Genomic DNA, 21,556 nt, shown 5'->3' with positions numbered 1-21,556 from the left:
TGCGCCATAATTTATGCTTGATCGTGGGCAAATTCCCCGGCATTCGCCAGCTTCAAGCGCCGCGCAGCCCGCGCGGGCGGTGACAACCGGGCGCTTCACTGGCAGATTTGCAGCCGGGACGTGATTCAGGCAACCAGGAGAACGATATGGCATTTTTTGCCAAGGGAAGGATTTTCATGGCCGCCGTTGTGGCGGCTTTCGGGCTGGCGACAGGCGCGCAGGCCGCGGCCAGCTGCGGCAAGAACGGCGCCGGCTTCGACGCATGGAAACAGCAATTTGCCGCGGAAGCACAAGCCGAGGGCGTGGGCCAGAGGGGTCTGTCCGCGTTGGCCGGGGCGACTTACGCGACAAGGACGATCGCTGCCGACCGCGCGATCCACAAGGCTTTCAGCGGCTCGGTGGAAGCGTTCATGCAGCGTCGTGGCGGGGCCGCGATCATTTCCAAGGGCCGTGCGTTGAAGAAGCAGAATGCGGCGATGTTCGACAGAATCGAACAGACTTACGGTGTGCCGCCGGGCGTCCTGCTCGCGATCTGGGGCATGGAGACCGGCTTCGGCGCGTCGATGGGCAACCAGAACACGGTCTCCGCCATTCTGACGCTGGCCTATGATTGCCGCCGCCCGGACTATTTCACCCCCCATGCCATCGCCGCCCTGAAGCTGGTCGATCGCGGCGCGCTGACCGCCTCCTCGGTCGGCGCCATGCATGGCGAGATCGGCCATACGCAGTTCCTGCCCGGAAATGTTCTGAAGTATGGCGTCGGCAACGGAAATCTGCGCGACAGGAACACGGCGCTGGCTTCCACCGCCAACTTCCTCAAAGCCCATGGCTGGCAGGCCGGCGCGGGATATGAGGCGAATATGGGCGCCATCGCCGGCTGGAATTCGGCAAGCGTCTATCAGCAGGCCATCGCCCGCATCGCCGAGGCGATCGACGCCAACTGATGCAAAATCTCCATTCCGAGGAGAAGCCCGGCCTGCGCCGGGCTTTTTGTTACGGAGCAAGGATCAAACCCAACCACCCGGAACGACCAGGTTCGATCTCATCACCTAACTCTCAATCATTCGCGTAACCGCTCAATGGACATTTCCGGGAAACGGGAATCTGGAAGGTACCGGTAGTGCCGTTGCATGTACGGAATTTGGGGTTCCGCGGCGCTGGAGTAGCCGCCTTTGGCCTGTCCTCGATCACCGTCGGGACTCCGGCAGCTTGCGAGTAGCTGCCGCCTAAGGGGCATTTCTCGGAAGCGGCAACCTCGAAGGAGCCGGTGATAACATTTGAGCAGGTACGGAATTTAGAGTTCCGCGGCGCCGGTGTGGCCGCAGCAGCCGCCTTAGACTTGCCCTTGATGACCAACCAGATTTCGGTCGGCTGGTCGAGCTGCAGCCTGTTTATGTCGGAGTAGCTGATGCGGCCGCTGCGTATCCCCTCGGCTATGCGCTGGCAGAACAAGGCCGGCATGCGCTCCTGCGAGACGCCCATGAAGGAGGCGATTTCGTGCTTGAACGTGATGCTCCATAAATGGACAGCGGAGATGCACCCGTCCAAATTAGCCGCAGACGCCTGCTTCGTGGCTGCTTGCGAGCGCACGTCATCAAGGTCAACGCCGTCGCGACCAGAAGAGAAATACTACTTTTCACTGTTAAAACCCCCCGCATCCCGCTAGCGAACTTAATTGGAGCGGCGGAAAGGTCAAACGATAATTTCTCTGAAGTAGTCTGAACCTTTCTAGATTAGATACGCGAAATTAAAACCCGGCGTCTCCGCCGGGTTTTCCCGCTTATCTCAACTTTCGACGTTCGGATATCAGCCTTCGCGGTTCCTTGCCGCCAGCGTCCGCAACCGCAGCGCATTGAGACGGATGAAGCCGGCGGCGTCCTTCTGGTCGTAAGCGCCGCGGTCGTCCTCGAAGGTGACCAGCGCGTCGGAATAGAGCGTCTTCTTCGACTTGCGGCCGGTGACGATGACATTGCCCTTGTAGAGCTTCAGCCGCACCGTGCCTTCGACGTCTTCCTGGCTCTTGTCGATCATCGCCTGCAGCATCACGCGCTCGGGCGAGAACCAGAAGCCGTTGTAGATCAGCTCGGCGTAGCGCGGCATGAATTCGTCCTTGAGGTGCGCGGCACCGCGGTCGAGCGTGATCGATTCGATCGCCCGGTGGGCAGCGATCAGGATGGTGCCGCCGGGGGTCTCGTAGACGCCGCGCGACTTCATGCCGACGAAACGGTTTTCGACAAGGTCGAGGCGGCCGATGCCGTTGTCGCGGCCGAGGTCGTTAAGCGTGGCCAGCATGGTCGCCGGCGACAGCTTCTTGCCGTTGAGCGCAATCGGATCGCCCTTCAGGAACTCGATCTCGATCTCGGTGACGACGTCCGGCGCGTCCATCGGCGAGACGGTACGCTGGTGGACGAATTCCGGCGGCTCGCTCCACGGATCCTCGAGCACCTTGCCTTCCGAGGAGGAATGCAAAAGGTTGGCGTCGACCGAGAACGGCGCATCGCCGCGCTTGTCCTTCGGCACCGGGATCTGGTGCTGCTCGGCGAAGTTGATGAGATCGGTGCGCGACTTGAACGACCAGTCCCGCCACGGCGCGATGACCTTGATGTCGGGGTTCAGCGCGTAAGCCGAAAGTTCGAAGCGGACCTGGTCGTTGCCCTTGCCGGTGGCGCCATGCGCGATGGCGTCGGCACCGGTTTCTTTGGCGATCTCGACCAGGTGCTTGGAGATCAGCGGCCGGGCGATCGAAGTCCCGAGCAGATATGTACCTTCATAGACGGCGTTGGCGCGGAACATCGGGAAGACGAAGTCCGAAACGAATTCCTCGCGCACGTCGACGATGCGGATGTCCTTGATGCCCATCATCTCGGCCTTGCGGCGCGCCGGCTCCAGCTCGCCGCCCTGGCCGAGATCGGCGGTGAAAGTGACGACTTCGGCGCCGAGGTCGGTCTGCAGCCATTTCAGGATGATGGAGGTGTCGAGGCCGCCGGAATAGGCGAGCACGACTTTCTTGACGTCTTTGGTCTTGGACATTTTGGCGGTTCCGCGGGAGATGGGCTTTGCGGGCGAGGTATCACGGCCCTTCCGGGCGGCGCAAGAGACGAACAGATGCCTGCCGGTGGCACAGGCTGGGCCAGATGTTTGCCTGAACAGACGCTGGCGACGCAAAAATCGCCGCGTTATAGAGCTGCGCGATCCACTCCGAGGCGACCCATGTCCTTCATTCCCGACACTTCGACGCTCATCCAGTTCGCCATCGCCACGGTCATCCTGGCGATCACGCCGGGACCGGACATGACGCTGTTCGTGTCGCGTACGCTGAGCCAGGGCCGCGCCACCGGCTTCGCCTCGATGGCAGGCGCGCTATGCGGCACGTTGGTCCACACCACACTGGTGGTGGTCGGCGTCTCGGCGCTGATCGTGGCCTCTCCCATGGCCTTCTTTGCGCTGAAGATTTTCGGCGCCGGCTATCTGGTGTTTTTAGCCTGGCAGGCGGTGGCCAAAGGCTCGGCCTTTTCGCCGGAGAAGAAGACGGGACCGCAAATCTCGCTGTTCCGCAGCTGGGCGGCCGGGCTCGGGGTCAATCTCCTCAACCCGAAGATCATCCTGTTCTTCATGACGTTCCTGCCGCAATTCGTCTCCGCGCATGACCCGAACGCACCCGGCAAGCTGTTCTTCCTCGGCATCACATTCATCGTGCTGTCGATCCCGGTGACGGCGCCGATGGTGCTGGCGGCGGAGAAATTCGCGGCGGCGATGAAGGCGAGCCCGCGCGTCACGCGCGTGGTCGACTATCTGTTCGGCGGCGTGTTCTCGGCCTTCGCGCTCAAGATCCTGACGGCACAGGCGAAGTAGAGCCCGCGCCGAGTTCAGGGCTCCGGCAACGGCTCGCGGCGCCAACTGCCGGCAGATCGGCCGGCGGAGAGCCAGTAGAAGATGCCGCCGACCATGCCGCTGCCGATCAGCGCGAGCCTGACATTGTTGTCGGCGACATCGAAATCGCCGTCGCCGATGTTATGCGCGAAGCCGAGGAAGACGACGGCGATCACGGCGCCGCCCAGCGCATAGAACAGCCAGTCGCGGCGGCCGAGCACTTCCGCGATCAGGATGACGATCGCCGCCGGCATGAAGCCGAAATAGGCGACGAACAGTGCCAGGAAAGGCACCGAAAAATAGAGCGCGGGCGCGATCGTCTGATGTCCGGGCTCCGGCGCATAGCCGAAATAGCCGAGGAACAGCACGTTGAGAAAGGCGCTCGCCGCCAGCGAGGCGATGACATAGCCGATCAGGATGGCGGCGAAGCGGACGAGATAGGCGATGATACGCCTCACGCTTCGCCGTGCCCCGCGATCATCATCGCTTCAAGCGCCAGCCGGTCCACCTTGCGCATGCGTTCCGATTCCGACTTGAGCTGGCCGCAGGCGGCGAGGATGTCGCGGCCACGCGGCGTGCGGATCGGTGAGGCATAGCCGGCACTGTTGATGTAGTCGGCGAACTTCTCGATCGTCTCCCAGTCCGAGCACTGATAGTTGGTGCCGGGCCAGGGGTTGAACGGGATCAGGTTGATCTTGGCCGGAATGCCCTTGAGCAGCTTGACCAGCGCCTTGGCGTCCTCGAGGGAATCGTTGACGTCCTTCAGCATCACATATTCGAAGGTGATGCGGCGGGCGTTGGAGAGACCCGGATAGGCGCGGCAGGCAGCGATCAGCTCCTTCAGCGGATACTTCTTGTTGATCGGCACCAGCAGGTCGCGCAGGTCGTCATTGGTGGCATGCAGCGAGATCGCCAGCATAACGCCGATCTCCTCGCCGGTGCGGGCAATCTCCGGCACGACCCCCGAGGTCGACAGCGTGATGCGTCTTTTCGACAGGGAAAGTCCGTCGCCGTCGGAAGCGATCAGCAGCGCCTTCTTCACCGCCTCGAAATTGTAGAGCGGCTCGCCCATGCCCATCATGACGATGTTGGATACCTTGCGGCCCTCGGCCGGCACGATGGCGCCGTCCGGCGTGTCGCGGTCGGGGAAGTCCCCGAGCCGGTCGCGCGCGGTAAGCAGCTGCGCCAGGATCTCTTCCGTCGTCAGGTTGCGCACCAGCTTCTGCGTGCCGGTGTGGCAGAAAGAGCAGGTCAGCGTGCAGCCGACCTGCGAGGAGATGCAGAGCGTGCCGCGGCCTTCCTCCGGAATATAAACGGTCTCGATCTCGACCGGACGGCCGGCGCCGCGCGGCGGAAAGCGAAACAGCCATTTGCGCGTGCCGTCGGAAGAGATCTGCTCCTCGACGATCTCGGGCCGCGCGACGGTGAAATGCTTGTCGAGCTCGGCGCGCAGATCCTTGGAGATGTTGAACATATGGGCGAAGTCGGAGACCCCGCGCACATACATCCAGTGCCAGAGCTGCTGGGCGCGCATCTTCGCCTGGCGCTCCGGCACGATGCCGGCCTCAACCAGAGCGGCGCCAAGCTCGGCACGCGTCAGACCGATCAGCGACGGCTTTTCGGCCGGCGTGGCGCGGGCGCGCAAGGCGTCGCGAGCGCCTTCGGCGGTCAGATCGAATGAAAGGGTCATGGTTGCGCCAATATAAGCGGTTTGCGGCCGATTTCAGCATCGTGCCTGAAATGAAACGCGCGCATAGCACAGCTTGCGACCGGAGTCATGTCGGCGGCACAGGCGGCCGGTGTCGCTATTCCCGCCCCGGCTGAGATCACAAATTCGTGTTGACGTAACAGCTCGAAGCGCACCCGCGAACCTGAAAGGGGCGAGCATGCCCTTGCAGAAATGGGAGTACGCGGAATGCATTCGATCAAGCTTGTTGCCATCGCCGGTCTCGCAAGCCTTTTTGCCTCGCAGGCGTTTGCCGAGGATACGATGGGCACGATGACCATGATGAAGGGTGGGCAAATGACGGCGATCATGCCCGACGGCCATATGGGCACCATGATGCCTGACGCCAAGATGAGCGCCGAAATGATGAAAATGGCGAAGCCGATCAAGCATTGCATGATGATAATCACCGACGCCAAAGGCAAAGCCTACATGATCGATACGTCGACCAAGAAGGCCCAGGCCGAATGTGAAAAGATGGCGATGTGAGAGTGGTCGGACTCGCCAACCCTGCTGCCCGCCGGCGCAGGCCGGCGGGATATCCAAACCGCGGTCCTGCCCTGGCTCCTCGATCTCCGATTTTCGTCGCTCGCCTCGACCTGACCTGACCTCGCAGGCTTGATCCTCCCTCTCAGTGTGCTAGGGGCGGGTCATCACCCAGAGGACAGGCATGGCCGGCATATCGCGTAGATACCCGATGCTGCGGCGCTCGCAGGCTATGTGGGCGTCGCGCCGCGTCTGGCAGCCGCGCCTTGTGTTCTGGGCCGGCGCCATCTCGATCGGGTTGATCAGCGTGCTGTTCGCCATGCTGGCCGACCGGGCGCAGGCGCTGTTCCACGTCGTCACCGGCGGCGATAGCGGCAGCTGGCGCTTTTATTTGCCGCTGGTCATGACGCCCGCGGGCTTCGTGATTTGCGCCTGGCTTGCCCATTCCTTCTTTCCGGGATCGCAAGGCAGCGGCATTCCGCAGGCGATCGCTGCCCGTCACCTGCGCGATGACGAGGATCGCGGCCATCTTCTTTCGCTGCGCCTGGCAGCGGGCAAGGTTGCGCTTACCGTCATCGGTCTCGCCTGCGGCGGATCGATCGGCCGCGAGGGCCCGACGGTGCAGGTCGGCGCCTCGCTCATGCTTCAGGCGGCGCGCTGGGGCGGCATGGCGCAGGCGCGCGGCCTGATCCTGGCCGGCTCGGCTGCCGGCGTCGCCGCCGCCTTCAACACGCCGCTCGCCGGCATCGTCTTCGCCATCGAGGAGATGGGTCGCGCCTATGAGTCGCGCACCAACGGGCTGGTGCTGACGGCGGTGATCCTCGCCGGCCTCGCCTCGCTCGGCCTGCTCGGCAACTACACCTATTTCGGCGTCGCCAGGGACACGGTGGCCTTCGCCACCGACTGGCCGCTGGTGATTGCCTGCGGCGTCATCGGCGGCGGCTTCGGCGCGCTGTTTTCGCTGTTGGCGCTGAAGATCACGCGACGCGTCCGACGCTGGAATGGCCTGCAGCCATTGTGGCGCGCGCTGCTCGTGGCAGGCATCTGCGGCCTGGGGGTTGCCGCGATCGGTCTCGTCTCGGGCGGCCTTACCTTCGGAACCGGCTACGCTCAGGCCCGCGGCGCCGTCGAAGGCGCGCCGCTACCGGCGTTCTTCTTCCTGGAAAAATTCGCCGCCGGCGTGCTGTCGATGGTGTCGGGCATTCCGGGCGGCATCTTCGCGCCGTCGCTGGCGGTGGGCGCCGGCCTCGGCAGCACGCTTGGCCTGGCGTTCGGCGCAGGCACAGGCCTCGCCGCGCTGCTCGGCATGGCCGGCTATTTCGCCGGCGTCGTGCAGGCGCCGATGACGGCCTTCGTCATCATCCTCGAAATGACCGGCAACCACGACAACGTCATCGCGCTGATGTGCGCGGCGATGCTGGGCTACGGCACGGCGCGGCTGATTTCCAACGAGCCGCTCTATCACGCGCTGTCACGCGTGTTCATCGCCGAGGCGATCAGGCGGCGCAGGGCCGTCGAGCAGCAAGGCTGAATGGCGAGCTTGGCGCTGTCGCCTTAGTCGCTTGTCCCTGGCCGCATTTGCGGAACACGGACTTCGATATTGCTATCCTCCGCCAAGGGAGCCTCAGCCTATTTGCACTTGGCGATCGAGGCCAGCGCGGCCGAGATGCCCTTCAGCGAAAAGACGTAGGAAGTCGGGTTGCCGCGGCCGGACTTCGCCTGCACCTTCATGTCGGTGCCCGTCTTCATGGCGGCGATCAGCACCGGCTCTTCAGCGGCGTTCTCGACCCAGGCCGACTTGCCGCGGGTGAACATCGAGAAGGACTTCTTGTCGATGGTGACGGTGGCCTTGGAGCCTTCCTGGAAGTTGTAGCCGGCGATGAACTGCGGCTCATAGGACACCTGCTGCCCGGGCCGCTGGCTGACGAAGAAGAACATGTCGCCATGGTCGAGCTTCGGCGGCTGCTTGTCGGTCGGCACCGTCAGCACATAACAGACCTTGCCGCCTGCCGACTGATAGCTGTAGGTGCCCCACGCGTTGTGCTGGCCGATCTTGGTCGCCTGCTGCGCCAGCGCCGGCGCCGCGAAGGCGGCCGCCAGGACCAGGCTGGAAACTGTAGCAATCAATCCGCGCATCGTTCTTCCCGTATTCCGAAATGGTGCGGAGGCCGGCCGCATGGCGTCCTGCCGTCGCTTCATTTTGATTTAATCAGGGTTACCAAACGGTGAATTTTTCCCAACAAAAGGAACTCACCCCAGGAAACCGCCGCCATTCGCGCCGCCGCTTCCACGCGGCGGTCGCGATGTCCCGGCGCGAACTTGGAGGGCACGAAAGCGGCAAGAGTTTGTCTTTTCGCGCGGGCGGTTTCGCGGTTTCGTTGTGGCGAAAAGTCAGCCAGGATCAACCTTTGTCGGCGAGGGCGTCCCTGGCGGCCTGCCGGTGCGCCGGCGTGATATGGGCGCTGACGGCGGTGATCGCCGCGGTAAGCACGGCAAGGTCATCGGTGAACCCGAGACCGAGTACGAAGTCGGGGATGAAATCCACCGGCAGCACGAAATAGCCGAGCGCGGCAAGCAGGGTACCCTTGGTGCGCAGCGGCGTGTCCTTGTCCATGGCGCAATAGTAGGCGGCGACCACCTCCTCCATGAACGGTATCTGCCGGGCAGCCTTCTTGGCGGTGCGCCAGAACTTCTCGCGCACCTCGCCTTCGCCGGCGAGCCTGTCGCCGAAGCCAAAGAAATCGAAACGGGATTCCTGCGCCATCAATCTCTCCTCGGCCACGCGCCAGCTTGCGTTGCGGCCACCGCGGAAGATGTGGTGAAAGCGGCACCCCCCTGCAAGAGTCTCCACCGTTGCCGACCCGGAAAATCGGAACGGACTTATCGGCAGTCGTTAGCCGAAATAGCGGTTCATTCGCTTCGCCAGTTCGATGTCTAGCGCCGTGACGCCGCCGGCGTCATGCGTGTTCAGCGTGACGTCGACGGTCTTGTAGACGTTCGACCAATCGGGGTGGTGGTCCATCTTCTCGGCGGCCAGCGCCACGCGGGTCATGAAGGCGAAGGCCTCGGAGAAGTTCTTGAAGCGGAAGCTGCGCTTGATGGAGGCGCCGTCGGCGGCCATCGACCAGCCTTCGAGTTCCGCCAGCGCTGCAGTGATCGCTTCCTTGTTGAGTTTTTCCCTGGTCATGTCGGGTTCCCGTGCTATTCGGAGGTAATCCAACCATAGCGCCGGATCGATGAGCGCAAAGCCCATAAAATCCATTCTGTTCGTCTGCCTCGGCAACATCTGCCGCTCGCCCTTGGCCGAAGGCGTCTTCCGCGCCGTGTGGACCGAGCGCGGGGAAGGCCGGGACATCCTGCTCGATTCGGCCGCGACCAGCGGCTGGGAGGTCGGCTCCGCGCCCGATCCGCGTTCGATCGCGGTTGCCACAAGGCACGGCATCGACATTTCCGCGCAAAGGGCGCGCAGGATAGCGCTGGACGATTTTTCGCGCTTCGACCTGATTCTCGGCATGGACCGGACGAATGTGCGCGATCTGAAGGCGTTGGCGCCGCTGGCCGCGCGCGACCGCATTCATCTCTTCCTGGACTTTGCCAGCGGAAATGCGCGCGACGTGCCGGACCCTTACTACGAAGACCAGCAGGCCTTCGTTTCGGTCTACCGCATGATCCGCGAGGCGTCGGAGGCGCTGGCGAAGCGGCTGGAAGCGAGCGGATCGGCGCCGACCAGCGGCCAGGCTTCCTCGACGATGTAGGGGCCGCCGCCGACCGAATCGCGCGACGACATCAAGACGAAGCGGCCGACCCGGAAGGGCAGCGTGGAAAAGTTGCCGCGCGCCGACAGATATTGCGCGACGTCCGCCGGGCTCGAATTGCGCAGGCGCGCGAGCGTCACATGCGGCGAGAATTTGCGCGGATCGGCCGGCAGGCCGAGCCGCTGGCAGATGCGGTCGATCTCGCCCTGCAGCGCCACCAGGTCCGGCGAGGCGGACACGCCGGCCCATACGGCGTGCGGCTTCTTGCCGCCGAAAGCGCCCACGCCGGAGAGCGCCAGGGGGAAGGAGGGACGGTTGACGCGATCGAGCGCATTGGCGATGTCGTCGGCGATATGGCCCTCCACATCGCCGATGAAGCGCAGCGTCAGATGATAGTTTTCGACGTCGATCCAGCGGGCTCCGGGCAGGCCGCCCCGGAGCAGCGAGAGTGAAAGCGCGGCATCACGCGGAATTTCGAGGGCGGTGAAAAGACGTGGCATGGGAAGCCTCCTGTCCTCGAATCGAAACTCTCGCCCCTAGCGAATCATCGATAGCCATGCGGGGCAAGCGGTTTGTTGTCCACAAGCTTTCCCCTGGGGAAACCGTGGCGTTTTGGTCTCATCACGCGCCGCCCTTGGCGGCGATGGCCTTTTCCACGACCGGTAGAATGCCTTTGACCATGACGTCTATTCCCTTCGGGTTGGGATGAAGACCGTCCTCCAGCTGCATGGCCGGGTGGCCGGCGACCCCGTCAAGAAAAAACGGATAGAGCGGAACGGCGTATTTCGCGGCAAGCTTCGGGTAGATGGCGTCGAAGGCCTTCTGGTACTCGGCGCCGAGATTGGGCGCTGCAAGCATGCCTGCCAGGAGCACCGGGATGTTCCGTTGCTTCAACTTGGCCAACATAGCGTCGAGATTTTTCTCGGCGATCTCGGGCGAGACGCCGCGCAGCATGTCGTTGGCGCCGAGCTCGAGGATGACGAGCCCGGTGCCGTCGGGCACCGACCAGTCGAGCCGCGCGAGGCCGCCGCTTGTGGTGTCGCCGGAAACCCCGGCATTGCCGACGGCGACGTCGAGGCCTTTTGCCTTCAAGGCCGCCTGCAATTTATCGGTGAAGCCCTCATCGGGACCAAGGCTGAACCCCGCCATCAGGCTGTCGCCGAAGCCGACGATCTTGAACGTATCGGCGCGCGCCGGCGAAATGGCACCGCAAACCACCAGGAGAAGAGTGAGGGCTGCGGCAGCTGAGTGTTTGAAAGCCATGCGGCGAGCCCCATATGACCGACACGATTCATGCAAAGGAGACATTTTTGCCTCCTTCTTCCACCATATAGGGCGCATTCATTGTGACAGAAGCCGTCATCGCATTGAGGGATGTCTCGCTGACGCTCGGCGAGGGCGCTTCCTCCGTCCATGTACTGAAGGGTGTCAGCCTCGATGTGGCCGCCGGCGAAGCCACCGGGATCGTCGGCCCGTCGGGATCCGGCAAGTCCACCTTGCTGATGGTTCTGGCCGGGCTGGAAAGGGTCGATTCGGGCACGGTTCGGATCGCCGGAGAATTGCTCAACGGCAGAAGCGAGGACCAGATTGCTTCATTTCGGGGGCGAAACATCGGCATTGTCTTCCAGTCCTTCCACCTTATCCCCAACATGACGGCGCTTGAGAATGTCGCGGTGCCGCTGGAGCTCGCCGGGCACAACGACCCGTTCGGGGTGGCCGCGCAGGAGCTCGCGGCGGTCGGCTTGAGCGACCGCGTGACGCACTATCCGGGAGAGCTTTCGGGCGGCGAGCAGCAGCGCGTGGCGATCGCCAGGGCCCTGGCGCCTTCGCCGCGCATCCTCATTGCCGACGAGCCGACCGGCAACCTCGACCAGGCGACGGGAAAGCAGATCGCCGACCTCCTCTTCGCCAAGGCGACGGAGCGCGGCATGACGCTGGTGCTGGTCACGCACGATCCGGCGCTTGCGGCCCGCTGCTCGCGCCAGGTGTCGATGCGCTCGGGACGCATCGAGGACGCGCCAAAACAGGCTAAGGTGCCGGCCTGATGCGGACTTTGAGACTGGCCCTCCGCTTCTCGCTGCGAGAGATGCGCGGCGGGCTGTCCGGCTTCATGATCTTCCTCGCCTGCATCGCGCTTGGCGTCGCGGCGATCGGCGGCGTCAATTCGGTGGCGCAGGCGATTACCGCCGGCGTCGCCAACCAGGGCCAGACGCTGCTCGGCGGCGACCTGCGCTTCCAGATCAACCAGCGCAGCGCTTCGGACGCCGAGCTCGGCTTCATCAAGAGCCTCGGCACGGTCTCGCTGAATTCCGGCATGCGCTCGATGGCGCGGCTCGAGGACGGCTCCGACCAGGCGCTGGTCGAAGCCAAGGCGGTCGACGACGCCTATCCGCTTTACGGCACGCTGGAGACCGATCCGCAGCTGCCCAGGAATGAGTTGTTCGGCGAGAGATCCGGCATCTTCGGCGCCGCCGCGCCCGATCTCTTGTTCGATCGCCTCAATCTGCATATCGGCGACCGCTTGAAGCTTGGCGGCACAACGTTCGAGCTGAGGGCCCGATTGGTCAGCGAACCCGACGCGATTTCCGACGGTTTCGGCTTCGCGCCGCGGCTGATGATTTCGCACGACGGGCTGGTCGCGTCAGGGCTGGTTCAGCCCGGCAGCCTGGTCGAGAACGCCTATAAGATCCGACTGCCCGATGGCGCGAGCGAGGCGCGCATCAAAGGCATTCAGGCCGAAGCGGCGAAGGATTTTCCGCAGGCCGGCTGGTCGATCCGCACGCGCAGCAACGCAGCGCCGGCGCTTTCCGCCAACATCCAGCGCTTCTCGCAGTTCCTGACGCTGGTCGGGCTGACGGCGCTTGTGGTCGGCGGCGTCGGCGTGGCGAATGCGGTCCGCGCCTATCTCGACGGCAAGCGCGGCGTCATCGCCACCTTCAAGAGCCTCGGCGCCTCCGGGGGCTTCGTCTTCACCATCTATCTCGTGCAGATCCTTTTGATTGCCGGCCTCGGCATCGTGCTTGGCCTGATCCTGGGTGCGGCAATGCCGTTCGTGGCGAGCGCGCTCCTGCAGTCGGTCATTCCGGTGCCGGCGCAAGGCGGCTTTTATCCCGGCGCGCTTGCGATCGCGGCCCTGTTCGGCCTTTTGGTGACGCTGGCCTTCGCGCTGCTGCCGCTCGGCCGCGCCCGCGACGTGCCGGCAACGGCGCTGTTTCGCGAAATGGGGTTCGAAAGCCGCGGCCTGCCGCGCCTGCCCTATGTCGGCGCCGCGCTGACGATCGTGCTCGCGCTGGCGGCGCTCGCCATCCTTTTCGCCGACGCTCGGCGCATCGCCTCGATCTTCGTCGGCGCCACCGCCTTTGCCTTCCTGGTGCTGCGGCTGGTGGCTGCGCTGGTCCAATGGCTGGCCCGGCGAAGCCCGCGGCTGCGCTCGGTCTCTCTCAGGCTGGCGCTCGGCAATATCCACCGGCCCGGCGCGCTGACGCCATCGGTGGTGCTGTCGCTCGGGCTCGGCCTGACGCTGCTGGTGACGCTGGCGCTGATCGACGGGAATCTCAGACGCCAGATCTCCGGCAGTCTGCCGGAGCGGGCGCCCAACTTCTTCTTCGTCGACATCCAGAGCAGCGATGTCGATGCCTTTGCCGGCCTGGTCGAAAAGGAAGCGCCGCAAGGGATGCTGGTCAAGGTGCCGATGCTGCGCGGCCGCATCATGGCGCTCAACGGCATCGACGTCGACAAGGTGAAGGTCCCCGCCGACGGCGCCTGGGTGCTGCGCGGCGACCGCGGGCTGACCTATGACGCAAAGCAGCCGGAAAACGCTACGCTGACCGAAGGCAAATGGTGGCCGCAGGACTATTCCGGCGAGCCGCTGGTGTCGTTCTCGGCCGAGGAAGGCAAAGCGATCGGGCTGAAGCTCGGCGACACGGTCACGGTCAACGTGCTCGGCCGCAACGTGACGGCAAGAATAGCCAGCTTCCGCCAGGTCGAGTGGGAAACCATGGGTATCAATTTCGTCATGATCTTCTCGCCCAATACGTTCGCCGGCGCGCCGCATGGCTGGCTGGCGACGCTGACCGACAGAAAGGCCACCACGGCCGACGACGCGCGGCTGCTCAACGCTGTCACCCGCGCCTTTCCGGCAGTGACGACGGTGAGGGTCAAGGACGCGCTCGACATCGTCAACCGGCTGGTCGCGCAGCTGGGCACTGCGATCCGCGCCGCAGCCGGCGTGGCGCTGATCGCCTCCGTGCTGGTGCTCTCCGGGGCTTTGGCCGCCGGCAACCGGGCGCGCATCCACGACGCGGTGGTGCTGAAGACGCTCGGCGCGACAAGGAGGACGCTGATTGCGGCCTTCTCGCTGGAATATGTGCTGATCGGTCTTGCAACCGCGCTGTTCGCGCTTGCCGCGGGCGGCGTCGCGGCATGGTTCGTGGTGGCCCGCATCATGACGCTGCCGTCGCACTTCATGCCGGAAGTTGCGGTGGCGACGATCCTCGTCTCGCTCGCCGTCACCGTCGGCATCGGCCTTGCCGGCACCTGGCGGGTGCTTGGCCACAAGGCGGCGCCGGTGCTGCGCGAGCTTTGATCCGGCAGCGCCCTTCGGTGGCCTGTCTGCGTTAAATCTTGGTAAGAATGCCGGCGGGAAAAGGCTGAAAATCGGGCTTTTGCCTTCTCACGAAGCGTTACCGCTCGTTACCGTCTTGTTCTTGAGGTCGAGAACGCTCATATTTCGCGCTAGGCATGCTGGAGTCCCGCCAGCGGCGCCTGGTCCAAGGAGGTCGCTCCAAGGACCTGTCACCGGACGGGGCAGAAGCAATAGAGGATTTCCAATGGCTGATCCCATTCGCAACTACCAGACGTCCGCCGCCTCCGGCGCGCGCGTCGATATCGATCAGGGCCTGCGGGCCTATATGATCAAAGTCTATAACCTGATGGGGCTTGGCCTGCTCATCACAGGCATTGCCGCCTGGGGCGCATTCCAGCTTGCCGTCACCGGCGACGGCCAGCTCACCGCCTTCGGCCAGCTCATCTATGCTAGCGCGTTCCGCTGGGTCGTTATCCTGGCGCCTCTCGCTGCCGTGATGTTCCTGTCCTTCAGGATCCAATCGATGAGCGTGGCTGCGGCGCAGACCACGTTCTGGGTTTATGCCGGCCTTGTCGGCCTGTCGCTGTCGACGATCTTCCTCGTCTACACCGGCACCAGCATTACCCAGACCTTCTTCGCCACGGCCGCGGCCTTCGGGGGCCTGTCGCTCTACGGCTACACGACCAGGCGCGACCTGAGCGCGTTCGGCTCGTTCCTGATCATGGGCGTGATCGGGCTGCTGATCGCGATGGTCATCAACATCTTCCTGGCGTCGTCGGCGCTGGCCTTCGCCATTTCGGCGATCGGCGTGCTGGTGTTCGCGGGCCTCACCGCCTACGACACGCAGCGCATCAAGGAGATGTATTTCGAGGGTGACGTCGCGGATGTCGCCGGCCGCAAGGCGATCATGGGCGCCCTGCAGCTCTATCTCGACTTCATCAACCTGTTCATGTTCCTGCTGCAGTTCATGGGCGACCGCCGCTAAACGGTAGCCGTCCGGCTGGACCATAGACTTCGGAAAGGGCGGCCCAACGGCCGCCCTTTCCTTTTGTGCGCTCCTCTGCTGATATTGAGGCAACAGGAAGAACTGCACAAATTATGAGCAATCTGGCGATCAGAGCCGCTACTGCGGCCGACCTCGACCGAATAACCGAAATCTATGCGGACGCGGTCACGCACGGCACCGCAAGCTACGAACTGGAGCCGCCCAGCCGCGCCGAAATGGGCGATCGATTCGACAGTTTGGCACGAGGCGGCTTTCCCTATCTTGTGGCTGAAAGGGAGGGCGTCGTGCTCGGCTACGCCTATGCCGGACCGTTCCGGCCCCGGCCCGCCTATCGCTTCACCGTCGAGGACTCGGTCTATGTGGCGCCCGAGGCCAAGGGCCAGGGCATCGGCCGCCTGCTGATGCTGGCGCTCATCGAGGCGGCACGCCTGGCCGGCTTTCGCCAGATCGTCGCGGTGATCGGCGACGGCCATGCCGACAGCGCCTCGGTGCGCCTGCACGAGAAGCTCGGCTTTCGTCACTCCGGGCGCCTGGAAGGCTCCGGCTACAAGCATGGGCGCTGGCTGGACACCGTGTTCATGCAGCTGCCGCTCAACGGCGGCGCGGAAGTGCCGCCGGATCCGGAGTCACTGCCGGAGCGGAGATTTCGCGGCAAATTGGATAGTTAAGCTTCGACCAGCTTCAGCTTGGGATCGAATACGCCGAGCACGCGGCCGAGTTCCTGACCGCGCTTGAGGATCCGTCCGCCGGCGGCGATGACGGCGAAGGCGCCCTGTCGGCGCGCCAATTTCGGGTCCTTGACGATCTGGAACAGCGGCACTTCGCTGGCGCGGCGGAAGACCGAAAAGACAGCGCGATCGGAAAGATGGTCGATCGCATAGTCGCGCCATTCATTGGCCGCCACCATGCGTCCGTAAAGCCTTAGGATCTGGTCGAGCTCGCGCCGGTCGAAGCGCACCGGCTGGTCGAGGCGTGCGCTGCGCGCCTCATGCAGCGGGATCAGTATTCCGGATGCTTCCCCATCCTCCGTCCCGCTGCTGTGATCGGTCATGCCGCGATCCTTCGATTGAATCTTGCGCCGGCCAAGGTTCGCGCTTTCGCGGCCGAATTGCAAGGGCCGGCGAAGCAGGCTTGCGGTCCGCCGTTTCCGAAAGGTCCAGTCACGTTTGCAAAACGCGTGTTGGAATTGGTGATGCTCTGCCACATTGTCGCCACAAATTATCCGCGCTCATGCCCCAATGTCCGACGAGTTTACCCGCGTTGCCTGAGACGGTTCGGTCCGGCACCGGCTCGTAAACCCCAAGCCCCCCGCCCACGGGTCAGCGTCGGATCGAACCAACCTCGGTTTTTCCTTGGAAAAATCAGGTGCGACGATCCCAAAACCTGAATACCGGCGTCAGAAGCAAGCTGACGCCGGTTTTTTCATGCCTGTCCGCTCTGGCCCGCCGGCCCCTGTCTCGCGGCCAGACGGGCGTCATCACAATGCACGATCAGGGAATGAGAGCTGGAACCGCTGCGCTGGATGAGCGACCAGTCCTAAGGAGCGCATACAGGATCTCATCGCGCCAGATGCCGCCGACACACAGATGATCGCGCAGTAGGCCTTCGCGCCCGAATCCGAGTTTCTCGACCAATTTGCGCGACGGGGTGTTGTTGGGATCGATGAACGCCTGCAGACGGTGCAGGCCGAGATCGTCGAAACAGAAGTCGAGCATCGCCGAGACAGCCTCGGTGGCCATGCCCCGGCTCTGATATGCGGGGTTGATGAAATAGCCGATGGCCGCACGCTTGTTGCGGATGTGGCCATCGTGATAGCTGACGAGGCCGAGGCAGCGGTCAGTCTCAATGTCGGCGACCGCCCAGTGCCGATGGTAGGACGGAGTGCAGGCGACATATCTGAGCACGGTGCGCTCGGTCTCGGTCCGCTTGGTGTGGACTGGTGCGTTCCAAAACCGCATCGCCTCCGGGTCGGCAAAGCATTCGTGCATCGCATCCGTGTCCTCAGCCCTGAACTGACGCAGGCGTAGCCGCGTCGTCAGGAGAATCGGGTGCGGCTCGGGTCGCTTTGCCATGGATGCTCTGCTTCGTGGGCCCCGGCCGGCTTTCGTCGGCGATCAGGTTTTGTCAGCGGAGCCGTCAGAGCCGGTCAGGCTTGCGGATGAGCGCGGCGCCGAGAATCGGTCCCGGGACGCCGTCCTTGCCGACGGACTGCAGCAGCACGGCACAGCCGCCCTTCTTCGCAATCTCCGTCATCGGCAGCTCGTAGCGCTGCGCCTTGCCGTTCCACATGCCAGCGATCTGGATGTCGGAAACGGCGTTCCAATAGGTCATGTTGCGGCCGCTGTTTTCGCCCTGGCCGATCTTCACCATCTGCGGCGGATCGAAATAGACGATCACCACATGGGCGTCGGTCGGCCCATTGCCGGCATCGCCGGCGTCAATCATGACCCGATCGCTGGTGCGGCTCACCTTGATGCCGACCCGCATGCCCTCGCCGGTCCTGTCCATGCGGACCAGCGCGCCGTCTATCTCCTTGCGGTTGGCGCCGTTGACATGGCTGCGGCCGTTGATGACGGCTTGCGGGGTATAGACCGAACGGCTGCCGAAGGCGCGCATATAGTCATACTGCCGCTCGGTGTTCTCTTTGTTGCTCAGCGTGTCCTGCCAGCCCAGATAGTCCCAGTAATTGACGTGATATGCGAGCGCGACGACATTTTCCTTCGCCGCCAGCTCGGCGAAGAATTCATCGGCCGGCGGACAGGAGCTGCAGCCCTGGCTGGTGAACAACTCGACGACGCCCAAAGGCTTTTCAGTCTGCGGCTTGCCGGTCGCGACTTTCTCAAGCTCGGCTGCTGAGGCCACGCGGCTCAACGCCGTGAGGACCAGCGCAACTGCCGTAAGCCGCAATGGTCCTCGCAATGCCATGACCGTTCCAATTCCCGCCGGTCACGCCGGCCTTGTTCTGGTTGCTAAAATATGTGGCAGAACGGACAGTCAACGGGAAGTCACGTTGCGGTGAAATTTTGTCGCCGACCGCAGGTAAGGCGGCGACAGGAGGGGCCACTGCATTCTTCGACCCGGTTCGATTTCGGGACCGCATCGCCGCGAAGGGGTAAGTTTGCTGCTCCGGAGGATTTCTATTGCGCGCCAATCGGACTTGGACTTTGAGCCGGGCCGGAGAATGCTTGGCCTGCCGCAGTTTAACTAGGACGTCAGCAGGCACCAGGCAGTGGGAAAATCTCCCCCTGCCTATGCCTACCGCCTATTCCCTGTCGCTACGCAGCCAAATCGCGCAGCACGTATTGCAGGATGCCGCCGTTCTTGAAGTAGTCGAGTTCGTCCAGCGTATCGATGCGACAGATGATCGGCACGTTCTTCAGCGTACCGTCGCCATAGGTGACCTTGGCCGTCATCTTCTGGCGCGGCTTGATGGCATCCAGGCCGTCGATCTCGACCAGCTCGTCGCCTTTGAGGTTGAGGGAAGCCCATGAGGTGCCGTCCTCGAAGACGAAGGGGATGACCCCCATGCCGACCAGGTTCGAGCGGTGGATGCGCTCGAAGGACTGGGCGATGACGGCGCGGACACCAAGGAGGTTGGTTCCCTTGGCTGCCCAGTCGCGCGAGGAGCCGTTGCCATATTCGACGCCGGCGAAGATGACCAGCGGCACGCCTTCCTTCTTGTATTCCATGGCGGCATCGTAGATCGACATCTCCTCCTTCGAGGGATAGTGGATCGTGTAGCCGCCTTCGCGGCCGTTCTCGCCCAGCATGTGGTTGCGGATGCGGATGTTGGCGAAGGTGCCGCGCATCATCACCTCATGATTGCCGCGCCGCGTGCCGTACTGGTTGAAGTCGGCGACGCCGACGCCGTGCTCGGTGAGGTACTTGCCTGCCGGCGAAGCCGCCTTGATCGAGCCGGCCGGCGAGATGTGATCGGTGGTGATCTTGTCGCCGAAGAGACCAAGCACGCGCGCGCCCTTGATGTCGCCCACTTTGCCGAAGGCGCGGCCCATGCCGGCGAAATAAGGCGGGTTCTGCACATAGGTCGAATGATCGTCCCAGGCATAGGTCTGGCCTTCCGGCGCCTTCACCTTCTGCCAATATTCGTCGCCCTTGAAGACGTCGGCATATTTGCGGGCGAAAAGCTCGCGCGTGACGTTCTTCTCGATGAACTCCTGGATCTCGGCCGAGGTCGGCCAGATGTCCTTGAGATAGACCGGCTTGCCGTCGCTGCCCTCGCCGAGCGGCTCGGTAGTGAGGTCCTTGGTGACGGTGCCGGCCAGCGCATGCGCCACCACCAGCGGCGGCGAGGCGAGATAGTTCGCCTGGACGTCCGGAGAAACGCGACCTTCGAAGTTGCGGTTGCCGGACAACACCGCGGCAGCGATCAAGCCTTTGTCGTTGATGGTCTTGGAGATCGGCGCCGGCAGCGGGCCGGAATTGCCGATGCAGGTGGTGCAGCCGAAGCCGACCAGGTTGAAGCCGATCTGGTCGAGTTCCTTCTGCAGGCCGGATTTCTCGAGATATTCGGCGACCACCTGGCTTCCGGGCGCCAGCGAGGTCTTCACCCACGGCTTCTGGTTCAGGCCGCGCCGGTTGGCATTGCGAGCCAACAGGCCGGCGCCGATCAAGACGCTCGGGTTGGAGGTGTTGGTGCACGAAGTGATGGCGGCGATCACGACGTCGCCATGGCCGAGATCGTGAGCGGTGCCTTCGACGGCGTAGCGCTTCGAGATCTCGACGGCCTTTTTGTACTCGGTCTCCATCGCCTTGGTGAAGCCGGCGGGAATGTCCTGCAGCGCGACGCGGCCTTCCGGGCGCTTCGGGCCGGCCATCGACGGCACGACGTCGCCGAGATCGAGCTCGAGCAGATCGGTGAAGACCGGATCGGCCGAGCCGGCGTCGCGCCACATGCCCTGCGCCTTGGAATAGGCCTCGACCAGCGCGATGCGGCTTTCCTCGCGGCCGGACATCGTCAGATAGCGGATGGTCTCGCTATCGACCGGGAAGAAGCCGCAGGTGGCGCCATATTCCGGCGCCATGTTGCCGATGGTGGCGCGGTCGGCCAGCGTCATGTTGGAGAGGCCTGGGCCGAAGAACTCAACGAACTTGCCGACGACGCCCTTCTTGCGCAGCATCTGGGTGACGGTGAGCACCAGGTCGGTGGCGGTGACGCCTTCCTTGAGCTTGCCGGTGAGGCGGAAGCCGATCACTTCCGGCAGAAGCATGGAGACCGGCTGGCCAAGCATTGCGGCCTCGGCCTCGATGCCGCCGACGCCCCAGCCGAGCACGCCCAGGCCGTTGATCATGGTGGTGTGCGAATCGGTGCCGACGCAGGTGTCGGGGTAGGCTGTGGTCTCGCCCTCTTCCGCGTTGGTCCACACGACCTGTCCCAGATATTCGAGATTGACCTGGTGGCAGATGCCGGTGCCCGGCGGCACGACGCGGAAGTTGCGGAAGGCCTGCTGGCCCCACTTCAGGAACTTGTAGCGCTCCTCGTTGCGCTCATATTCGAGCTCGACATTGCGGGCGAAGGCCATCGGCGTGCCGAATTCGTCGACGATGACGGAGTGGTCGATGACGAGATCCACCGGCACCAGCGGGTTGATCTTCTCCGGATCGCCGCCGAGCGCCCTGATACCGTCGCGCATGGCCGCGAGATCGACAACGGCCGGAACGCCGGTGAAATCCTGCATCAGCACGCGGGCCGGGCGGTAGGCGATCTCGACACCGGCAGTGCCCTTGTCGGTGAGCCATGCCGCGACCGCCTGGATGCTTTCCTTGGTGACCGAGCGGCCGTCTTCGTTGCGCAGCAGGTTCTCCAGCAGCACCTTCATCGAATAGGGCAGCTGGGCAATGCCGCCAAGGCCGTTTTTCTCCGCCTCTGCGAGGTCGAAATAGACATAGTCCGCGCCACCCACGGTCAGGGTGCGGCGGCAGTTGAAACTATCGAGGGATTTCGTCACGGCGATCCGTCCTTGTCTGTTCAGCCTGAAAGGGAACGGACGCCGTTGGCATGCAATCACGCGCAAAGGTGCGGGTACGGCCATTTCCGCTGTCCGCTCCCGAGCAACCCGAGCCGTTGAAGGCGGCGCGTGCGCTGGTTCGGCGCTAATTCTGTTCCCGCG

At 63.9% G+C, this 21,556-nt stretch carries 23 protein-coding genes; 9 read left to right on the top strand and 14 right to left on the bottom strand.

What is annotated here, in order from left to right:
• Positions 1-146: 146 nt before the first annotated feature.
• The gene (locus CK215_RS18750) at positions 147-944 is read left to right on the top strand and encodes a lytic transglycosylase domain-containing protein (protein ID WP_066991813.1); all 798 of its coding nucleotides are present in this window, start codon (positions 147-149) and stop codon (positions 942-944) included.
• Positions 945-1,056: 112 nt separating this feature from the next.
• Here the strand turns inward: CK215_RS18750 and CK215_RS18745 are convergent, their stop codons facing one another.
• Together CK215_RS18745 and CK215_RS18740 are read right to left on the bottom strand one after the other, a co-directional pair.
• Complete coding sequence (locus CK215_RS18745) at positions 1,057-1,548, bottom strand: hypothetical protein (protein WP_245418733.1); 492 nt, start codon at positions 1,546-1,548, stop codon at positions 1,057-1,059.
• A gap of 258 nt (positions 1,549-1,806) precedes the next feature.
• Positions 1,807-3,030: an argininosuccinate synthase gene (locus tag CK215_RS18740; protein ID WP_095831787.1), complete on the bottom strand. Its 1,224-nt coding sequence runs from the start codon at positions 3,028-3,030 to the stop codon at positions 1,807-1,809.
• A 180-nt stretch (positions 3,031-3,210) separates the two neighbouring features.
• Here CK215_RS18740 and CK215_RS18735 point away from each other — a divergent pair, with 180 nt between their 5' ends.
• The gene (locus CK215_RS18735) at positions 3,211-3,852 is read left to right on the top strand and encodes a LysE family translocator (RefSeq protein ID WP_095799628.1); all 642 of its coding nucleotides are present in this window, start codon (positions 3,211-3,213) and stop codon (positions 3,850-3,852) included.
• 14 nt (positions 3,853-3,866) lie between these two features.
• Here CK215_RS18735 and CK215_RS18730 read toward each other — a convergent pair whose 3' ends face one another.
• The gene (locus CK215_RS18730) at positions 3,867-4,328 is read right to left on the bottom strand and encodes a hypothetical protein (protein ID WP_095831786.1); all 462 of its coding nucleotides are present in this window, start codon (positions 4,326-4,328) and stop codon (positions 3,867-3,869) included.
• The gene (gene rlmN, locus CK215_RS18725) at positions 4,325-5,560 is read right to left on the bottom strand and encodes a 23S rRNA (adenine(2503)-C(2))-methyltransferase RlmN (protein WP_095831785.1); all 1,236 of its coding nucleotides are present in this window, start codon (positions 5,558-5,560) and stop codon (positions 4,325-4,327) included. The genes CK215_RS18730 and rlmN overlap by 4 nt, the downstream gene beginning before the upstream one ends.
• Positions 5,561-5,785: 225 nt before the next feature.
• Between rlmN and CK215_RS18720 the strand changes: the two genes are divergently transcribed.
• Together CK215_RS18720 and CK215_RS18715 are read left to right on the top strand one after the other, a co-directional pair.
• On the top strand, positions 5,786-6,085 hold the full coding sequence (locus CK215_RS18720; protein WP_067323700.1) for a hypothetical protein: 300 nt from the start codon (positions 5,786-5,788) through the stop codon (positions 6,083-6,085).
• A gap of 181 nt (positions 6,086-6,266) precedes the next feature.
• Positions 6,267-7,613 (top strand): chloride channel protein, encoded by a 1,347-nt coding sequence (locus tag CK215_RS18715; RefSeq protein WP_095831784.1) that lies wholly within the window; start codon positions 6,267-6,269, stop codon positions 7,611-7,613.
• Between the two features lie 98 nt (positions 7,614-7,711).
• On the opposite strand, the gene CK215_RS18710 is transcribed toward CK215_RS18715, so the two are convergent.
• The 4 genes from CK215_RS18710 to CK215_RS18700 form a co-directional block, all read right to left on the bottom strand.
• On the bottom strand, positions 7,712-8,218 hold the full coding sequence (locus CK215_RS18710) for an invasion associated locus B family protein (RefSeq protein ID WP_066991787.1): 507 nt from the start codon (positions 8,216-8,218) through the stop codon (positions 7,712-7,714).
• Between the two features lie 59 nt (positions 8,219-8,277).
• On the bottom strand, positions 8,278-8,487 hold the full coding sequence (locus tag CK215_RS30800) for a hypothetical protein (RefSeq protein WP_127214559.1): 210 nt from the start codon (positions 8,485-8,487) through the stop codon (positions 8,278-8,280).
• Positions 8,484-8,846, bottom strand: coding sequence for a YkvA family protein (locus CK215_RS18705; protein WP_066991933.1), 363 nt, complete (start codon positions 8,844-8,846; stop codon positions 8,484-8,486). The genes CK215_RS30800 and CK215_RS18705 overlap by 4 nt, the downstream gene beginning before the upstream one ends.
• A gap of 129 nt (positions 8,847-8,975) precedes the next feature.
• Positions 8,976-9,269, bottom strand: coding sequence for a 4a-hydroxytetrahydrobiopterin dehydratase (locus CK215_RS18700; protein ID WP_095831783.1), 294 nt, complete (start codon positions 9,267-9,269; stop codon positions 8,976-8,978).
• A 49-nt stretch (positions 9,270-9,318) separates the two neighbouring features.
• On the opposite strand from CK215_RS18700, the gene CK215_RS18695 reads away from it, so the two are divergent.
• On the top strand, positions 9,319-9,837 hold the full coding sequence (locus CK215_RS18695; RefSeq protein ID WP_095831782.1) for a low molecular weight protein-tyrosine-phosphatase: 519 nt from the start codon (positions 9,319-9,321) through the stop codon (positions 9,835-9,837).
• Here CK215_RS18695 and thpR read toward each other — a convergent pair.
• Entirely contained in the window at positions 9,741-10,337 is a 597-nt protein-coding gene (thpR, locus tag CK215_RS18690) for an RNA 2',3'-cyclic phosphodiesterase (RefSeq protein ID WP_066991784.1), read from the bottom strand. The genes CK215_RS18695 and thpR overlap by 97 nt on opposite strands.
• Positions 10,338-10,458: 121 nt before the next feature.
• Positions 10,459-11,100 carry an arylesterase gene (locus tag CK215_RS18685; protein WP_067323694.1) on the bottom strand — a complete coding sequence of 214 codons (642 nt, stop codon included), beginning with the start codon at positions 11,098-11,100 and terminating at the stop codon, positions 10,459-10,461.
• Between the two features lie 83 nt (positions 11,101-11,183).
• Here CK215_RS18685 and CK215_RS18680 point away from each other — a divergent pair, with 83 nt between their 5' ends.
• The 4 genes from CK215_RS18680 to CK215_RS18665 all read left to right on the top strand — a co-directional run bounded on the left by CK215_RS18680 (position 11,184) and on the right by CK215_RS18665 (position 16,096).
• Entirely contained in the window at positions 11,184-11,882 is a 699-nt protein-coding gene (locus CK215_RS18680; RefSeq protein ID WP_095831781.1) for an ABC transporter ATP-binding protein, read from the top strand.
• On the top strand, positions 11,882-14,422 hold the full coding sequence (locus CK215_RS18675; protein ID WP_095831780.1) for an ABC transporter permease: 2,541 nt from the start codon (positions 11,882-11,884) through the stop codon (positions 14,420-14,422). Before CK215_RS18680 ends, CK215_RS18675 begins: the two co-directional genes overlap by 1 nt.
• 244 nt (positions 14,423-14,666) lie before the next feature.
• A complete protein-coding gene (locus CK215_RS18670; protein WP_067323688.1) occupies positions 14,667-15,407 on the top strand; it encodes a Bax inhibitor-1/YccA family protein in 741 nt (246 codons plus the stop codon).
• A gap of 113 nt (positions 15,408-15,520) precedes the next feature.
• Positions 15,521-16,096 carry a GNAT family N-acetyltransferase gene (locus tag CK215_RS18665; RefSeq protein ID WP_067323686.1) on the top strand — a complete coding sequence of 192 codons (576 nt, stop codon included), beginning with the start codon at positions 15,521-15,523 and terminating at the stop codon, positions 16,094-16,096.
• Here the strand turns inward: CK215_RS18665 and CK215_RS18660 are convergent.
• The 4 genes from CK215_RS18660 to acnA form a co-directional block, all read right to left on the bottom strand.
• Positions 16,093-16,479 carry a DUF2794 domain-containing protein gene (locus tag CK215_RS18660; RefSeq protein ID WP_095779977.1) on the bottom strand — a complete coding sequence of 129 codons (387 nt, stop codon included), beginning with the start codon at positions 16,477-16,479 and terminating at the stop codon, positions 16,093-16,095. The two genes, CK215_RS18665 and CK215_RS18660, sit on opposite strands and share 4 nt — an antisense overlap.
• Positions 16,480-16,918: 439 nt before the next feature.
• Positions 16,919-17,500, bottom strand: coding sequence for a GNAT family protein (locus CK215_RS18655; RefSeq protein ID WP_095779952.1), 582 nt, complete (start codon positions 17,498-17,500; stop codon positions 16,919-16,921).
• A 64-nt stretch (positions 17,501-17,564) separates the two neighbouring features.
• Positions 17,565-18,353 (bottom strand): thioredoxin family protein, encoded by a 789-nt coding sequence (locus tag CK215_RS18650; RefSeq protein WP_095831779.1) that lies wholly within the window; start codon positions 18,351-18,353, stop codon positions 17,565-17,567.
• Between the two features lie 350 nt (positions 18,354-18,703).
• On the bottom strand, positions 18,704-21,394 hold the full coding sequence (gene acnA, locus CK215_RS18645; RefSeq protein ID WP_095831778.1) for an aconitate hydratase AcnA: 2,691 nt from the start codon (positions 21,392-21,394) through the stop codon (positions 18,704-18,706).
• Positions 21,395-21,556 lie beyond the last annotated feature (162 nt).

The organism is Mesorhizobium sp. WSM3864 (assembly GCF_002294955.1).
Classification (GTDB): Bacteria; Pseudomonadota; Alphaproteobacteria; order Rhizobiales; family Rhizobiaceae; genus Mesorhizobium.
The sequence above is the reverse complement of the archived record's forward strand: the minus strand, read 5'-3'. Positions and strand labels throughout refer to the sequence as shown.

Bases quoted from the DNA above. Each gene is read 5' to 3' on its own strand.
- CK215_RS18750 (WP_066991813.1), top strand. From the start codon at position 147: ATGGCATTTTTTGCCAAGGGAAGGATTTTCATGGCCGCCGTTGTGGCG.
- CK215_RS18740 (WP_095831787.1), bottom strand. From the start codon at position 3,030: ATGTCCAAGACCAAAGACGTCAAGAAAGTCGTGCTCGCCTATTCCGGC.
- CK215_RS18735 (WP_095799628.1), top strand. From the start codon at position 3,211: ATGTCCTTCATTCCCGACACTTCGACGCTCATCCAGTTCGCCATCGCC.
- rlmN (WP_095831785.1), bottom strand. From the start codon at position 5,560: ATGACCCTTTCATTCGATCTGACCGCCGAAGGCGCTCGCGACGCCTTG.
- CK215_RS18720 (WP_067323700.1), top strand. From the start codon at position 5,786: ATGCATTCGATCAAGCTTGTTGCCATCGCCGGTCTCGCAAGCCTTTTT.
- CK215_RS18715 (WP_095831784.1), top strand. From the start codon at position 6,267: ATGGCCGGCATATCGCGTAGATACCCGATGCTGCGGCGCTCGCAGGCT.
- CK215_RS18710 (WP_066991787.1), bottom strand. From the start codon at position 8,218: ATGCGCGGATTGATTGCTACAGTTTCCAGCCTGGTCCTGGCGGCCGCC.
- CK215_RS18705 (WP_066991933.1), bottom strand. From the start codon at position 8,846: ATGGCGCAGGAATCCCGTTTCGATTTCTTTGGCTTCGGCGACAGGCTC.
- CK215_RS18700 (WP_095831783.1), bottom strand. From the start codon at position 9,269: ATGACCAGGGAAAAACTCAACAAGGAAGCGATCACTGCAGCGCTGGCG.
- CK215_RS18695 (WP_095831782.1), top strand. From the start codon at position 9,319: ATGAGCGCAAAGCCCATAAAATCCATTCTGTTCGTCTGCCTCGGCAAC.
- thpR (WP_066991784.1), bottom strand. From the start codon at position 10,337: ATGCCACGTCTTTTCACCGCCCTCGAAATTCCGCGTGATGCCGCGCTT.
- CK215_RS18685 (WP_067323694.1), bottom strand. From the start codon at position 11,100: ATGGCTTTCAAACACTCAGCTGCCGCAGCCCTCACTCTTCTCCTGGTG.
- CK215_RS18675 (WP_095831780.1), top strand. From the start codon at position 11,882: ATGCGGACTTTGAGACTGGCCCTCCGCTTCTCGCTGCGAGAGATGCGC.
- CK215_RS18670 (WP_067323688.1), top strand. From the start codon at position 14,667: ATGGCTGATCCCATTCGCAACTACCAGACGTCCGCCGCCTCCGGCGCG.
- CK215_RS18665 (WP_067323686.1), top strand. From the start codon at position 15,521: ATGAGCAATCTGGCGATCAGAGCCGCTACTGCGGCCGACCTCGACCGA.
- CK215_RS18660 (WP_095779977.1), bottom strand. From the start codon at position 16,479: ATGACCGATCACAGCAGCGGGACGGAGGATGGGGAAGCATCCGGAATA.
- CK215_RS18655 (WP_095779952.1), bottom strand. From the start codon at position 17,500: ATGGCAAAGCGACCCGAGCCGCACCCGATTCTCCTGACGACGCGGCTA.
- CK215_RS18650 (WP_095831779.1), bottom strand. From the start codon at position 18,353: ATGGCATTGCGAGGACCATTGCGGCTTACGGCAGTTGCGCTGGTCCTC.